The following is a 15,242-nucleotide window of genomic DNA, read 5'->3' as shown; positions in this document are numbered from 1 at the left end:
AAGGCAAAAAATATGGCACAAAAAAAGGACAACTTGTAAAAAGTTGTCCTTTTGCATAATTATGATGTGCTAATATTTAGTCACATGCTTTGGTTAAGACAATAATTTCTTCTCCTCTTTCTAATTTAAAAGTATCTGTACCACATTCTATTACATTCCACTCTCCTATGTAGTTTGCTAAAGTCATACTTAAACTATTAAATTGTAAAGTACCACTTTGCAAAGACCAATTACCTTCATCTGCTATTGTATTGTTAGCATCATAAGCGTGAATATTATTGTTAGAAAAATCTATATATAATTCTTCAAAAAAAGTACCATCTAAGTTTGTGATTTTAAATTTACACTGTCCTAGTAAAGCTTCATTTATATCTGCATCACTACAAGCAGCACCATCCTCACAATTTCTTTGCAATACATTTTGATACATTACCTCATCTTCATTGTAGATATCTACATACATTTGAGTTTCTGTATATGATCTTATTTTCCATTTTTCAGCAATCAATTCTTGATTGGCATTATAAAAAATAATGATATTACCTTCTAAAGCCCAAGTTGTAAAAGTATCTATAGTAAAAACACTTCCGTTTTCATCTACAAACTTAACCGTTCCGTTTTCTAAAAATTTAACATTGTAAACTCCAATACTAGAACTGCTAGGAACTGTAAACTCCCATTTACATTCTCCTAATATATCACTTAAGTTATCATTTGGATTGTTCCCAGATAACTCACAATATTTTTTTAATATAATTCTATCACTTCCGCCATTGGCAAAAAGTTTAATTTTATCATTGTTTAACTCATAAACAAACCATTCTAAATTAAAATCTACAAGAGTTTCAAACTCTAATTTTAATTCTACTCTTTTACTGTTAACTCCTATATTAGTAGACCAAGCTCCTTCAATATAATTGCCATCATTATCTTTAGTTATTACAGTTCCGTTTTCTTTAAAGTCTACAATAAACTCTAAGTACTGTTCTGTTTGTTCTTGGCTGTCTCTAAAAATTTCTTGTAAAATCATAGGACAGTCTACTAAAAATGCATCTAACCTTTCTTTAGTAAAATCATCGTCATTGTAATCATTATCATCATCCTCATCACACATATCTTTTGCATTTTCTAACACAACAGCTAATTCTGCATTGTTGTTTACATCAACTTTAGTCCCGTCATACTTTTCTAAAGTAATAGGAAAATCTATTCCAACAATATCATTAGCCCCTAAGCCTGCAAAAAACAATCTCATTTGCCTATCACTCTCTACCGTAGTAGTATTTGTAATTTCAAGGTTTGTATTAAAACTGAATAAATCTATTGGGTAAACAAAGTCTATGCACTCAATATCATCATCTTCACCACCTTCTATACACTCTTTAGCTTGGGCAACTAATTCTTCTCTACTATTAATAGTAATTTCTGTGTAGTTTGATAGTGTAATTTTAATTGGATAAATTATTTGTAAGTTGTAATCATCAGAATCTATTTCATCTAATATTTCTTCTATTAATTTTAAATCTGCTACAGAATCTATAGTAATATCTAACCCATTTACAGTAACATTGTAAGGAAACTGTATGGCAAAACAACTAGCGCCATCAACTATATTGTCATAAGAGCCATCTTTAGAAGATGTTCCTTTAATTAAAGTAGCTGTGGCAGAAGTAGCTTCTATTGATTTACCATCATTGTTATCTGGTAATTCTTCAAACTCTTCTTGACAAGAAGTTAAACTAAATGTTGCTGTAAGTAGGGCAGCAAACATAAATTTTGCAAAAAAGTTTTTCATAATAATTTGGTTTATTTTTTGTTTTTATAGCTCTATAACAACTCAGTTAAAAAATACCCTACCAAAAAAATATCATTTTTTTAAAATACCTTTGGAAAAATAAAAAAACAAGTTTTGAACATAGACAACCACAACAATGTTTGCGAAGAGAAAGTATATAACCACCTCTTTACCACCAACTCTAAAACGGTGTTTAACTATATATATTATAAGTTTGGTAACGAAGAAAAAGCATATGACGCCGTACAAGAGGCTTTTGTAAAACTATGGGAAAATTGTGCTAAAGTTGTACCCACAAAAGCAAAATCTTATGTTTATACTATTGCCAATAATTTATATTTAAATATGATTAAGGCAGATAAAGTACGCTTAAAATATGCACACTTAAACACAGATGTGTCTAATGAAACACCAGAGTTTTTGCTTGAAGAAAAACAGTTTCAAGAAAAATTAGACAGAGCACTGGCAAATTTACCAGAAAACCAGCGTACTACTTTTTTACTTAATAGAATAGATAAAAAGAAATATGCAGAAATTGCAGAGTTAGAAGGTGTAAGTGTAAAAGCAATAGAAAAAAGAATGCATTTAGCACTAAAATCTCTTAGAGAACACATAGATGGCATTTAATACATTGATGCCAAATTATATAGATTGATAAAAAATAAAATATAAAGTAGGGTTTTTTACTTATTGATTGTTATACCTACGTAAAGCAAAAGTTATGCAAGAGAATTACCTAGCCAAATGGCTAAATAACGAGTTAACAGAAGAAGAAATTATTCAGTTTAAAAAAACCGAAGAATACGCATCTTACCAAAAAATTATTACAGCTTCTAGTAAGCTAAAGGCACCAGAATTTGACCAAGAAAAGGCTTTACAGGCTATTAATAAAAAACGCAATACAAATAAACAAACCAAGGTTATTAAATTAAACCCGTTTAAAAAATACATTAGTATTGCCGCTGCTGTTATACTACTATTTGGCTTAGGTTATTTTTATACTACAACTTTAGAACAAACAGTTAGTACAGATTATGCACAAAATAACGAACTTATTTTACCTGATAACTCTGAAGTTATACTAAACGCAGAGTCTAAAATTGCGTACAATAAAAATAAGTGGGACCAAAAAAGAGATGTATCTTTAGAAGGCGAAGCTTTTTTTAAAGTTGCAAAAGGAGAAAAATTTACAGTAACTACAAACCAAGGTGTAATTAGTGTTTTGGGCACGCAATTTAATGTAGAAACTAGAGCAAACTTTTTTGAGGTTACTTGCTATGAGGGGCTTGTAAATGTAAACTACAATGGTAAAGACTACAAGGTTCCTGGTGGCACATCTTTTATGGTTATTAACGGTAATGTTGCACCGCTTAGTCACGTAAAAACACTGGTACCGTCTTGGACTTTAAATGAAAGCACTTTTAAAAGCATACCGTTAGAGTTTGTTTTTAATGAATTACAAAGACAATTTAATTTAACTGTAACCACAAAAAACGTAAACACAAAACAACTTTATACAGGCTCTTTTAACAACAAGGATTTAGATCTTGCGTTAAAGAGTATTAGTATACCTTCTAAAATTAGTTATACATTAGAGGAGAATAAGGTGTTGTTTTATGCTGAAAAATAAGTATTTAAAAGTTATTTTTTATTGCTTTTTTTTTGCCATTAGTTGTGTAGCTAATGCGCAAGAAAGCAGTAGTACGCTACCTTTAACAACTTACTTACAACAGTTAGAGGAGCAATTTAATATTAGAATATCTTTTGCTAATAAAGACACAGATACATTAACTATTACACCAAGCACAGATAATAACTTAGAAAGTATTTTAAATTATATAGCTAAAAAAACTTCCTTAACCTTAACTAAATTAAGTCAACGGTATTATGCTTTTTCTAAAGAGAATACCATAAGTATACACGCAAAATTTTTAGATAATTTTGAGCAAAACACTATAAATGGTGCTACCATAGAAGTTTTAGAACAAAATATTGCTACAGTTACAGACTCTACCGGGTACTTTACATTAAACAATATACCCAAAGATGCTATAATTAAAGTACGTTTTATTGGGTACAAGACTATGCATTTTAATGCTACAGAACTTAATAAAAATAAACCAGTAAATACCTTTTTACTTAAACAACATTATGTACAATTAAAAGAGGTAGTAATTTCTAAGTTTTTAACTACTGGTTTACGTAAATCTAAAGACGGTAGTGTAATTTTAAATACTTCAGATTTTGGAATATTACCTGGACTTATAGAGCCAGATGTACTACAAACAGTACAAGCATTACCCGGAATTAAAAGTAGCAATGAAACTGTATCTGATATTAATGTGCGTGGTGGTACTAACGACCAAAACCTTGTGCTTTGGGAAGACATAAAAATGTACCAGTCTGGGCATTTTTTTGGGTTAATATCTGCTTTTAACCCTTACCTAACCAATAGCGTAACAATAACTAAAAACGGCACCAGTCCGCAATATGGAGACGGTATTAGTAGTGTTATAGATATGCGAACCAACAACAATGTAAACGATTCTTTTTTTGGCGCAGGTTTTAACATGATTAGTGCAGACGCATACACACAAGTACCTATTACTAACAAAGGAGCTTTACAGTTTTCTGCCAGAAGATCTATAACAGATTTTTTAAACTCGCCAACCTACAACAGGTATTTTGATAAGACTTTTCAAGACAGTGATATAGAAAATAATGACCGAGATACAGAAATTACAAGAAGAGAAGATTTCTATTTTTATGATTTTACAGCAAAGGCCCTATATGATATCACTAACAAACATAAATTGCGCTTTAGCTTTATTTATATGAACAACGTTTTAAATTATGAAGAGACTAACGCAAATAACGAAAGTAACTTTAGCAATTTAGATCAAAAAAACACCTCTTTTGGTGGTAGCTTAGAAAGTAAGTGGACCAATAAATTTTCAACCAAAATAAATGCCTACCGCACCTCTTACAATTTAAATGCTAATGAAGTAGCAAACAATCAAGAGCAACAATTACAGCAAACTAATAAGGTTTTAGAAAACGGGTTAAAAGTAAATACTAAATACCAGCTAACAGATAATATAAAGCTAATAAATGGCTATCAACTTATAGAAACAGGTATTATTAATTTTACCAATGTAACACAACCTCCTTATAAAAAAAACATAAAAGGTGTAATTAGAGCTCACTCTATTTTTTCTGAAATTGACTACCAAACTATTAAGCTAAAAGCAAGAGCTGGGGCTCGTGTAAATTACATTGAAAATATTAATACTTTTAAACGTTGGATAGTAGAACCTCGTTTAAACATAAACTACAATGTTGCCACAAATTTTAACGCATCTCTGTTAGGAGAATTTAAAAGTCAGACCACCAACCAAATTATAGATTTAGAACAAAACTTTTTAGGTGTAGAGAAAAGAAGGTGGATTTTAGCTGATGAAGATGAGTTACCTATAACCACAAGTAAACAATTATCTGTTGGGTTTAATTATGAAAAAAATAGCATTTATATTGGTATTGAAGGCTTTTATAAAAATGTAAAAGGAATAAGTACACTTACACAGGGGTTCCAAAACCAAGATCAATTTAATGGCGAAATAGGAAAATACAACATTAAAGGCATTGAGTTTTTAATTAACAAAAAAAACAATAATTATAGTACCTGGTTAAGCTACACATACAACTTAAACAATTATGTTTTTAAAGATATTACACCAAATACATTTCCTAATAATTTAGACATTAGACACACTATTACTTTTGCCGCAAATTACAATTACAAAAATTTTAAAATTGGTGTTGGCGTAAATTACAACTCTGGAAAACCCTATACAGAACCAGAAGAAGGCAATAATGCGTTAGATTTATTTAGTTTTCCTGCAAAAATAAATTACAAAGATCCAAACAGTAGTAGATTGCCAAATTATGTTAGAGCAGACATATCTGCACTCTACAACTTTAAAATAAGCAAAAAATATAAAGCCACATTGGGCACATCTATACTAAACATATTAAACAAAGAAAATATATTAAATAGATATTACAGAGTTACTAATGACAACGAAATTGAAACTGTAGAAAGTGTATCATTAGGTATAACACCAAATGCAAGTTTTAGAATAAATTTTTAAAGTTTGTTATGAAAACTAAACTCTTCAAAGTTAAGCATACGCGTAATTATTTTATACAACTCCGGAAAAGTGGCTACAAAATCTGATGGAGTCTCTACGTAATTTTCCAAGGCAACAGCAAAAAATTCATGAATATTTGTAGTTGCATAAGGTCTAAAATACTGAGTACTTTCTACTCGTTTTAAAAATTCCTTATCATGCAGCAATTTTTCCATTTTTGCTAATCCGTTTCTAAACTTAACAGCTGTGTATTTTAAATCTTTTTTAAAGTGAAAAGCTAATGCGTGTGCAAACTCATGCACTCCTAAATTTAGATTATCTGTAGCATTTTCAAAACCACTTAATACGTGTTCGGCAGAAAAAACCAATGTTTTTAATTGCGGATTATACTCTCCTAAATGATTTTGTTTTGTAATTGTAGAAAAGTATGCAGAAGGGTAAATAAGTATTTTTTTTATTGTAGATATTCTATAATCTTTAAAACCTAACATTAAAAAAGCTGCCGTTGCAGACAATAGCAGCTTTATTTCTTCATCCTTAGAACTTTGTTCTGAAAATATAAATGTTTTATTAGCTCTAAATCTAGATACTCTGTTTTTAAACTTTTGTTTGTGCTTAGAAGACAACAAAGAATACGCAGGTAAATTTTTAATTATTAAATGTTCATCTGCTGCAGATAGCTTAACATTCTCTTTAGAAGGAGTAAAAAAGTATAAATCTGCTATATAGTAAAGAATATAAATAAAGTAGCCTAAAATTGCTAGTAAAGCAGTAATACCAAAAATACTAACCCCTAAATCATCACCCATTAAATTTGTTTATAAAAATTACATGCGGTTTGGAACCTCTATGCCTAATAAAGTAAACGCAGACTTAATTACTTCTCCTACTTTTTTAGACAATTGTACTCTAAATATTTTCTTTTGCAAGTCTTCTTCTGGCAAAATTGGCACATTTTGGTAAAAAGAGTTAAACTCCTTAACCAAGTCGTACGTATAATTTGCTACTAAAGCAGGACTATAGTTTTGAGCTGCATTTTGTACCACAGAAGGAAAAACTTGTATTTGCTTTAAAAGCTCCTTTTCTTTTTCATGTAAATCATTAGTAGTTACAGAAGCCGTATAATCAAAATCTGATTTTCTTAAGATAGACTGTATTCTGGCATATGTATATTGTATAAACGGCCCTGTGTTACCTTGGAACTCCACAGATTCTTCAGGGTTAAATAAAATACGTTTTTTAGGGTCTACTTTTAGTATGTAATATTTTAAAGCTCCCAAACCAATTATTCTATAAAGCTCTTCTTTTTCTTTATCTGTATACCCGTCTAATTTACCTAATTCTTCAGAAATACTAGCTGCTGTAGCTGTCATATCTTTCATTAAATCATCTGCATCTACAACAGTGCCTTCTCTGCTCTTCATTTTTCCGCTAGGTAAATCTACCATACCATAACTTAAATGGTACAATTGTTCTGCCCATGAAAAACCTAATTTTTTAAGTATTAAAAATAGCACGTTAAAATGGTAATCTTGCTCATTACCAACAGTATAAACCATACCATTTACATCTGGATAATCTTTTGTACGTTGTATGGCTGTACCTATATCTTGGGTCATATAAACCGCAGTACCATCGGCACGTAATACAATTTTTTCATCTAAACCTTCATCAGACAAATCTATCCAAACACTACCATCTTCTTTTCTGTAAAAAACACCTTTTTCTAAACCTTCATCTACAATATCTTTTCCTAAAAGGTAGGTATCACTCTCGTAATAATAGGTATCAAAATCTACACCTAAATTTTTATACGTTACCTCAAAGCCATTATAAACCCATTGGTTCATTGTTTTCCACAAGGCAACAACTTCTTTATCACCTGCTTCCCATTTACGTAGCATTTCTTGTGCTTCTAATAAAATAGGTGCTTGTTTTTCTGCCTCTTTAGCATCTGTACCTTTAGCTACTAATTCTGCTATTTGTGCTTTATACTCTTTATCAAACCTAACGTAGTAATTACCAACTAATTTATCGCCTTTAATACCTGTACTTTCTGGAGTTTCTCCGTTACCAAAAAGTTTCCAGGCTAACATACTTTTACAAATATGTATACCACGATCGTTAATAATTTGAGTTTTATATACTTTTTTACCAGATGCTTTTAAAATCTCTGCAACAGAGTAACCTAATAAATTGTTTCTAATATGTCCTAAATGTAGTGGTTTATTAGTATTAGGAGAAGAGTACTCTACCATAACAGCATCTTCAGATTCTGTTACAAACCCATAATTTTCTGTGTTTTTAATACCATTAAAAAAGTTTACATAAAAAGCATCGCTAATTACAATATTTAAAAAACCTTTAACAACATTAAAATTTTCTACTTCGGCTACATTATCTTTTAAATACACACCTATTTGCTCTCCAATTTGTGCAGGGTTACCTTTAACAAAGCGCAAAATAGGAAAAACAACCACAGTTATATCGCCTTCAAAATCTTTTCTTGTTGGCTGAAATTCTACTGTTGGCAGCTCTATTTTATAAATAGCTAAAACTGCTTCTTTTACCTTTTGCGTTAACACTTCTTGGATATTCATTATAAATTGTATTTAAGCCTGTAAAATTACGGCTTTTATCTTTTTTTTAAAGATAGATTTTAGTTTGTTTTTGGTAAAAATACTTCTGCCATCATACATCTTGCGCTACCACCACCACAAGTTTCTATAGTTTCTAAAGAACTGTGTATAATTTCTGATGTTTTTTCTATGATAGAAATTTGAGCTTTTGTTAAGCTATTATATGCTGCAGAGCTCATTACCAAATAACGTTTATTGTCTTTACCTAAAACCTGAAGCATATTACCTGCAAAGGAATGCATTTGTTTTTCTGTAATAGCAATTACCTCTTTACCATCTTCTTTTAAATGTTTAACTACATTTTTACGCTCTTTTTTATCGTCTATAGTATCTAAACAAATTACAGAAAAATCTTCTGCCAGGCACATCATTACATTGGTATGGTAAATAGGCAAGCGTTTACCATTTACTGTTTGGTTTGCAGTAAAAACAACTGGTGTATACTCAAAATCTTCACAAAACTCTATAAATAAATCTTCATCTGCTCTTACAGATAAAGCACAGTATGCTTTTTTATTTACCCTATCTAATAAAATACTACCTGTGCCTTCTAAATATAACTTTTCTTCCTCTGCACTAGTGTAATCTATAGTGTGGTCTATATTAAATCCCTTTTCTTCTAAAATATCTAAAATATCTTCTCTACGTTCATTTCTTCTGTTTTCTGCAAACATAGGATACAAACCAACAGTACCGTTGCTATGAAAAGATATCCAATTGTTAGGGAAAATAGAATCTGGTGTATCTGGTTGCTTTGTATCATTTACAACAACAACATTTACTCCTTTTGCCTGTAAAGCATTCACAAAAGCATCAAACTCTTCTTGAGCTTTTGCATTTATTTCTGCATTTTTAATGTCAAGATCTTCTTGAAAATAATTATTTACAGCTGTTTGTTCGTTTTTACGAAAACCAACTGGTCTAATCATTAAAATTGTATTTGTAACCTGCATAGCACTATTATTTATATTATTCTCTTAAAAGTGGTAAAGTACTGCAACGCAATAACCCTTCTTGTTTAGATATTTCTGCATACGGAATTTCTTCAACCGTAAATCCTTGCTCTCTTAACCAATTATTTAATCTTGTAAAGTTTTTTTCTGATACAATTACTTCCTCTGATATAGAAAATACATTACTAAACATTTGATACATTTCATCACTAGTAATTTCAAAAATATTTTCTTTTCCAAAAAAGTTAACTAACCATTGGTATTCTTCTTCTACTAAAAAACCGTTTTTATGAAGTATTGCTTTATTTTTTCCTAATGGTTGAAAACAACAATCTAAATGCAATGCATTTTCTTTTGCGTTTGTAGATTTGCGCAACTCAAAAGATTTCACTGTTTTATTAGGAAAAAGTTTAGTAATCTGTTCTACTGCTAACTTATTTGTTCTGGCAGTTATGTGGTGCGAGTAATTTTCTGCTGTATAAGTACCAATAAAAATATGATTGTTCCATGGCATAACATCACCACCTTCTATATGTGCTTCCTCTGGAAGCTCTACAACCTTTTCTGGGTTAATTTGATCTACAATGTGTTGTATAGCCAAATACTCCTCTTCCCTGTCTGGTAATATATTGGCTCTAAAAAAAACATCGTCTATAACAAAAGCAATATCTCTAGAAAAAATCTGGTTACAATCTTTAAGTAGTTTAGGCCTTAATACTTCTACATTGTATTTTTTAAGAACAGCCTCAAAAGCATTCATTTCTGCTATCATATCTTCTTCCTTTGGATATGTACCTGCTAAAATATGCTCTAAAGACTTAGGATCATAAGCTTCCTCTGCTGTTGGAGTTGGCCCGCAACTTTGTGCTGTACCTAATACAACAGTTTTTAACCTAGAAGTTTCGTTTTTCACATTTATTTGACGCATAAACTAATTTTTATGCAAATATGAAACGAATTTTTCTAAATAAAAATAAGAATCCCTAAAATAATAAAAGCCTTTTTGAATTAACAAAAAGGCTTTTATTTATTGTATATATTGTAATAGACTATCTTTTGTTTACATCTACAAAAGATCTATGATTTTCACCAACATAAACCTGTCTTGGTCTACCAATTGGCTCATTATTTAATCTCATTTCTCTCCATTGAGCAATCCAGCCTGGTAATCTACCTAAAGCAAACATTACTGTAAACATTTCTGTAGGTATACCTAAAGCTCTGTAAATAATTCCTGAGTAGAAATCTACATTAGGGTATAATTTACGGTCTACAAAGTAAGGATCTTCTAAAGCTTCTTTTTCTAATCCTTTAGCAATATCTAAAATTGGATCATCAATACCTAAATCATTTAAAACTTCATCTGCTGCTACTTTAATAATCTTAGCTCTAGGATCAAAGTTTTTATAAACCCTGTGTCCAAAGCCCATTAACCTAAACGGATCATTTTTATCTTTAGCTTTAGCCATATATTTTTTAGTGTCTCCACCATCTGCTTCAATAGCTTCTAACATTTCTAATACAGCTTGGTTAGCACCACCGTGTAATGGTCCCCAAAGAGCAGAAATACCTGCAGATAATGACGCAAATAAGCCTGCGTGAGAAGAACCTACAATTCTTACAGTAGATGTAGAACAATTTTGCTCATGATCTGCGTGTAAAATTAATAGCTTGTCTAATGCATCTATAACAATTTTATTAGACTTGTAATCTTCACTAGGTCTTTTAAACATCATTTTATGAATGTTTTCTACATAACCTAAAGAATCATCTCCATAATCTAACGGAAGACCTTTTTTCTTTCTTAATGTCCAAGCAACTAAAACAGGGAATTTAGCTAAAATTCTTACTATTGCGTGGTACATATCATTTTCTGAAGTAACATTTACAGAAGATGGGTTAAATGCTATTAAAGCACTTGTTAAAGATGATAACACGCCCATTGGGTGTGCAGACTTTGGAAAGCCATCTAAAATCTTTTTCATCTCCTCATCTACGTGAGACTCCTTTTTTATATCTGAATGAAATTTAGCTAACTGATCTGTGTTAGGTAATTCTCCAAAAATTAATAAATAAGCTACCTCTAAAAAGTCTGCTTTTTCAGCTAACTCTTCAATAGAATACCCACGGTACCTTAAAATACCTTTTTCACCATCTAAAAATGTAATAGCACTTTCACAAGAGCCTGTATTTTTATATCCTGGATCTATTGTAGTTAAACCGGTTGCAGAACGTAATGTTTTAATATCTATGGCCTGTTCTTTCTCTGTGCCTTCTACTATTGGAAAATCATATTTATTTCCCTTAAATTCTAAAGTAACTTTATCTGACATTGGTATAATTTACTAATATTATTAATCGAACTGTAAATTTAAGAAAAAGACAAGAGTTTATCAATTAGTTGCAGCTATTTATACATTTAATAACATATATTATTTAAAAAATATATAATGTAAATTAAGATACTATAAAAACAACCTAAAAAGTTACTTATATTATATTAATTTAACAAAAACAAGAAAGCCGCTCTTAAAAAGAGCGGCTTTTTATTATATAACTTTAAAGTTAAGTTATTTTATTTTAAATGCATCCATTTGTGGGTAATATGCAACAGTACCTAATTCTTCTTCTATACGCAATAATTGATTGTATTTTGCCATACGATCTGATCTAGAGGCAGAACCTGTTTTAATTTGACCTGTATTTAATGCAACCGCTAAATCTGCAATTGTATTATCTTCAGTTTCTCCAGAACGGTGAGACATTACAGATGTATAGCCTGCATTTTTAGCCATTGTTACAGCTGCAATTGTTTCTGTAAGTGTTCCTATTTGGTTTACTTTAATTAAAATAGAGTTTGCAATGTTATTTTTAATACCCTTAGACAAGCGCTCTACGTTTGTAACAAACAAATCATCACCAACCAACTGTACTTTATCTCCAACTTTTTCTGTTAAAGACTTCCAGCCATCCCAGTCATTCTCATCCATACCATCTTCTATAGAAATTATTGGGTATTTAGCAGACAAATCTGCTAAGTATTGTGCTTGCTCTTCAGATGTTCTTACTACACCTTTATCACCTTCAAACTTAGTATAATCATACTTACCATCCACAAAAAATTCTGCAGCAGCACAATCTAAAGCAATCATAATTTCATCACCCAATTTATAGCCAGCATTAGAAACAGCCTTAGCAATTGTATCTAAAGCATCTTCTGTACCACCTGCTAAATTTGGAGCAAAACCACCTTCATCACCAACTGCTGTACTTAATCCTCTATCATGTAAAACTTTCTTTAAATGATGAAAAATTTCTGTACCCATTTGCATTGCATGCGTAAAGTTTTTTGCTTTAACGGGCATTACCATAAATTCTTGAAAAGCAATAGGTGCATCTGAGTGAGAACCTCCATTTATAATATTCATCATTGGTACTGGTAAAGTATTTGCACTTACACCACCAACATATCTATATAAAGGCATACCCATTTCATTAGCAGCAGCTTTTGCAACAGCCAAAGAAACACCTAAAATAGCATTAGCTCCTAATTTAGATTTGTTTGGAGTACCATCTAAATCTATCATTGTTTGGTCTATTAAGTTTTGTTCAAAAACAGACATTCCAACAATTTCTTCTGCAATAGTAGTGTTTACATTAGCAACGGCATTAGAAACACCTTTACCCATAAAAATATCTCCACCATCTCTAAGCTCTACTGCTTCATGTTCTCCTGTAGAAGCTCCAGAAGGAACTGCGGCTCTACCTAAAACGCCATTTTCTGTATAAACATCTACTTCTACTGTAGGGTTACCTCTTGAATCTAATATTTGCCTTGCATGCACATTTATGATAATACTCATAGAATTTTTTATTTTTTAGGTTGATATAATCTAGTTGTAAAGATACAAAAGTGTAGCATTAACAGTGTTCTTTACGCTATAACTATATCAATAATTAACTATAATTTAAACGAAAACGATATCGTATTATTTAGTTCTGACTGTTTTTTATTAATTCAAAAAAATTATCAAACAAATAATTAGAATCATTTGGTCCTGGGCTAGCTTCTGGATGATATTGAACAGAAAAAACATTCTTATTTTTCATTTTAATACCTGCTACGGTATTATCATTTAAATGTTTGTGTGTAATTTCTAATTCAGCGTTAGCCTCTGTTTCTTCTCTATTAATAGCAAATCCGTGATTTTGAGATGTAATTTCTCCTTTACCTGTTGTTATATTCATTACAGGATGGTTAATACCCCTATGACCATTATGCATTTTATAAGTAGAAACACCATTAGCCAAAGCAATAACTTGGTGCCCCAAACATATACCAAATAATGGGTTATTATTTGCTATAATATCTTTAGCTGTTTGTATAGCGTCTGTTAGTGGTTCTGGATCACCTGGCCCATTAGATATAAAATAACCATCAGGATTAAAAGAACTTAACTCTTTATAAGATGCATTGTATGGATATACCTTAATGTATGCATCTCTTTTAGCTAGGTTACGAAGTATATTTTTCTTTATTCCTATATCTAAAGCTGCAATTTTATATTTAGCATTTTCGTCTCCATAAAAATAAGGTTCTTTAGTAGATACTTTAGAAGAAAGTTCTAAACCTTCCATACTAGGAACATTTGCCAATTGCTCTTTTAAACTTTCTATATTATCTACATCTGTAGAAATTACAGCATTCATTGCACCATTATCTCTAATATAACTAACTAAAGCTCTTGTATCTACATCAGAAATAGCAAAAAGGTTACTGTTATTTAAAAATTCTTGCAAACTAGCATTTGCATCAACTCTAGAATAATCATAACTAAAATTTTTACAAACAAGACCTGAGATTTTCACAGAGTTAGACTCTACTTCTTCTTCGTTTGTACCATAATTACCAATGTGTGCATTAGTAGTTACCATTATTTGTCCAAAATAAGATGGATCTGTAAAAATTTCTTGGTACCCTGTCATACCAGTATTAAAACAAACCTCACCAAATGCAGTACCTTCTGCATCACCAACAGCTTTTCCGTGAAAAATTGTACCGTCTGCTAATAAAATTAGCGCTTTTTTTCTTGCTTGATATTTCACCCTATAAAAATTTAATCCTTATTATTTTTACTTTACAAATTTAACATAAAAAAAAGGATAGACTATAAGCCTATCCTTTTTTGAATATTTAAAAATAAAATCATTATTTTATTCTTCTGAATCATCTGATTTTGTTTCTGCTACAGGCGCTACAGCCTTTTTGCTTCTACCTCTTCTAGATTTTTTCTTCTCTTTTGGTTTTCCAGCGTTGTAAACTTCATTAAAATCTACTAACTCTATTAAAGCCATATCAGCATTATCACCTAACCTGTTACCAAGTTTAATAATCCTTGTGTAACCACCTGGTCTGTCTCCTACTTTAGAAGAAACCTCACCAAATAAAGTTGTTACTGCATACTTATCTCTTAAGCTTTTAAAAACTATACGTCTGTTGTGAGTTCCTTTCTCAACAGATTTATTGTTTTCTGCCTTTGATTTAGTAATTAAAGGCTCTACAAATTGTTTTAAAGCTTTAGCTTTAGCAACAGTAGTGTTAATTCTTTTGTGCTCAATTAAAGAACAAGCCATATTTGCTAACATAGCTTTTCTATGCGCTGCTTTTCTTCCTAAATGATTAACTTTTTTACCGTGTCTCATT

At 30.7% G+C, this 15,242-nt stretch carries 12 protein-coding genes; 3 read left to right on the top strand and 9 right to left on the bottom strand.

The window, feature by feature from the left end:
• Window positions 1-76: 76 nt before the first annotated feature.
• Entirely contained in the window at window positions 77-1,795 is a 1,719-nt protein-coding gene (locus tag CELLY_RS10965) for a hypothetical protein (RefSeq protein ID WP_013621749.1), read from the bottom strand.
• 114 nt (window positions 1,796-1,909) lie between these two features.
• On the opposite strand from CELLY_RS10965, the gene CELLY_RS10960 reads away from it, so the two are divergent.
• From CELLY_RS10960 to CELLY_RS10950, 3 genes are all read left to right on the top strand, one after another.
• A complete protein-coding gene (locus tag CELLY_RS10960; RefSeq protein WP_013621748.1) occupies window positions 1,910-2,422 on the top strand; it encodes an RNA polymerase sigma factor in 513 nt (170 codons plus the stop codon).
• Window positions 2,423-2,516: 94 nt separating this feature from the next.
• Window positions 2,517-3,425 carry a FecR family protein gene (locus CELLY_RS10955; RefSeq protein WP_013621747.1) on the top strand — a complete coding sequence of 303 codons (909 nt, stop codon included), beginning with the start codon at window positions 2,517-2,519 and terminating at the stop codon, window positions 3,423-3,425.
• Window positions 3,412-5,946, top strand: coding sequence for a TonB-dependent receptor (locus CELLY_RS10950; protein WP_013621746.1), 2,535 nt, complete (start codon window positions 3,412-3,414; stop codon window positions 5,944-5,946). Before CELLY_RS10955 ends, CELLY_RS10950 begins: the two co-directional genes overlap by 14 nt.
• On the opposite strand, the gene CELLY_RS10945 is transcribed toward CELLY_RS10950, so the two are convergent.
• From CELLY_RS10945 to rplQ, 8 genes are all read right to left on the bottom strand, one after another.
• Window positions 5,943-6,755 carry a zinc-dependent peptidase gene (locus tag CELLY_RS10945; protein WP_013621745.1) on the bottom strand — a complete coding sequence of 271 codons (813 nt, stop codon included), beginning with the start codon at window positions 6,753-6,755 and terminating at the stop codon, window positions 5,943-5,945. The two genes, CELLY_RS10950 and CELLY_RS10945, sit on opposite strands and share 4 nt — an antisense overlap.
• 18 nt (window positions 6,756-6,773) lie before the next feature.
• Window positions 6,774-8,546, bottom strand: a complete 1,773-nt coding sequence (gene argS, locus CELLY_RS10940) for an arginine--tRNA ligase (protein WP_013621744.1) — start codon at window positions 8,544-8,546, stop codon at window positions 6,774-6,776.
• Between the two features lie 59 nt (window positions 8,547-8,605).
• A complete protein-coding gene (gene ctlX, locus CELLY_RS10935; RefSeq protein ID WP_013621743.1) occupies window positions 8,606-9,538 on the bottom strand; it encodes a citrulline utilization hydrolase CtlX in 933 nt (310 codons plus the stop codon).
• A gap of 16 nt (window positions 9,539-9,554) precedes the next feature.
• A complete protein-coding gene (locus tag CELLY_RS10930) occupies window positions 9,555-10,466 on the bottom strand; it encodes a dimethylarginine dimethylaminohydrolase family protein (protein ID WP_013621742.1) in 912 nt (303 codons plus the stop codon).
• A gap of 121 nt (window positions 10,467-10,587) precedes the next feature.
• Window positions 10,588-11,871 (bottom strand): citrate synthase, encoded by a 1,284-nt coding sequence (locus CELLY_RS10925; RefSeq protein WP_013621741.1) that lies wholly within the window; start codon window positions 11,869-11,871, stop codon window positions 10,588-10,590.
• 237 nt (window positions 11,872-12,108) lie between these two features.
• Window positions 12,109-13,401, bottom strand: coding sequence for a phosphopyruvate hydratase (gene eno / locus CELLY_RS10920; protein WP_013621740.1), 1,293 nt, complete (start codon window positions 13,399-13,401; stop codon window positions 12,109-12,111).
• Window positions 13,402-13,531: 130 nt separating this feature from the next.
• Window positions 13,532-14,644, bottom strand: a complete 1,113-nt coding sequence (carA, locus tag CELLY_RS10915; protein WP_013621739.1) for a glutamine-hydrolyzing carbamoyl-phosphate synthase small subunit — start codon at window positions 14,642-14,644, stop codon at window positions 13,532-13,534.
• A 108-nt stretch (window positions 14,645-14,752) separates the two neighbouring features.
• The gene (rplQ, locus tag CELLY_RS10910) at window positions 14,753-15,241 is read right to left on the bottom strand and encodes a 50S ribosomal protein L17 (protein WP_013621738.1); all 489 of its coding nucleotides are present in this window, start codon (window positions 15,239-15,241) and stop codon (window positions 14,753-14,755) included.
• Window position 15,242 lies beyond the last annotated feature (1 nt).

The sequence above is a fragment of the Cellulophaga lytica DSM 7489 genome (assembly GCF_000190595.1).
In the GTDB taxonomy this organism is placed as follows: Bacteria; Bacteroidota; Bacteroidia; order Flavobacteriales; family Flavobacteriaceae; genus Cellulophaga; species Cellulophaga lytica.
This window is presented reverse-complemented; position numbering and strand designations above follow the sequence as displayed.

What these genes read in the sequence shown, in the direction of transcription:
- eno (WP_013621740.1), bottom strand. Translation starts at nt 13,401, where the DNA reads ATGAGTATTATCATAAATGTGCATGCAAGGCAAATATTAGATTCAAGA.
- argS (WP_013621744.1), bottom strand. Translation starts at nt 8,546, where the DNA reads ATGAATATCCAAGAAGTGTTAACGCAAAAGGTAAAAGAAGCAGTTTTA.
- ctlX (WP_013621743.1), bottom strand. Translation starts at nt 9,538, where the DNA reads ATGCAGGTTACAAATACAATTTTAATGATTAGACCAGTTGGTTTTCGT.
- CELLY_RS10925 (WP_013621741.1), bottom strand. Translation starts at nt 11,871, where the DNA reads ATGTCAGATAAAGTTACTTTAGAATTTAAGGGAAATAAATATGATTTT.
- CELLY_RS10930 (WP_013621742.1), bottom strand. Translation starts at nt 10,466, where the DNA reads ATGCGTCAAATAAATGTGAAAAACGAAACTTCTAGGTTAAAAACTGTT.
- CELLY_RS10945 (WP_013621745.1), bottom strand. Translation starts at nt 6,755, where the DNA reads ATGGGTGATGATTTAGGGGTTAGTATTTTTGGTATTACTGCTTTACTA.
- rplQ (WP_013621738.1), bottom strand. Translation starts at nt 15,241, where the DNA reads ATGAGACACGGTAAAAAAGTTAATCATTTAGGAAGAAAAGCAGCGCAT.
- CELLY_RS10965 (WP_013621749.1), bottom strand. Translation starts at nt 1,795, where the DNA reads ATGAAAAACTTTTTTGCAAAATTTATGTTTGCTGCCCTACTTACAGCA.
- CELLY_RS10955 (WP_013621747.1), top strand. Translation starts at nt 2,517, where the DNA reads ATGCAAGAGAATTACCTAGCCAAATGGCTAAATAACGAGTTAACAGAA.
- CELLY_RS10950 (WP_013621746.1), top strand. Translation starts at nt 3,412, where the DNA reads ATGCTGAAAAATAAGTATTTAAAAGTTATTTTTTATTGCTTTTTTTTT.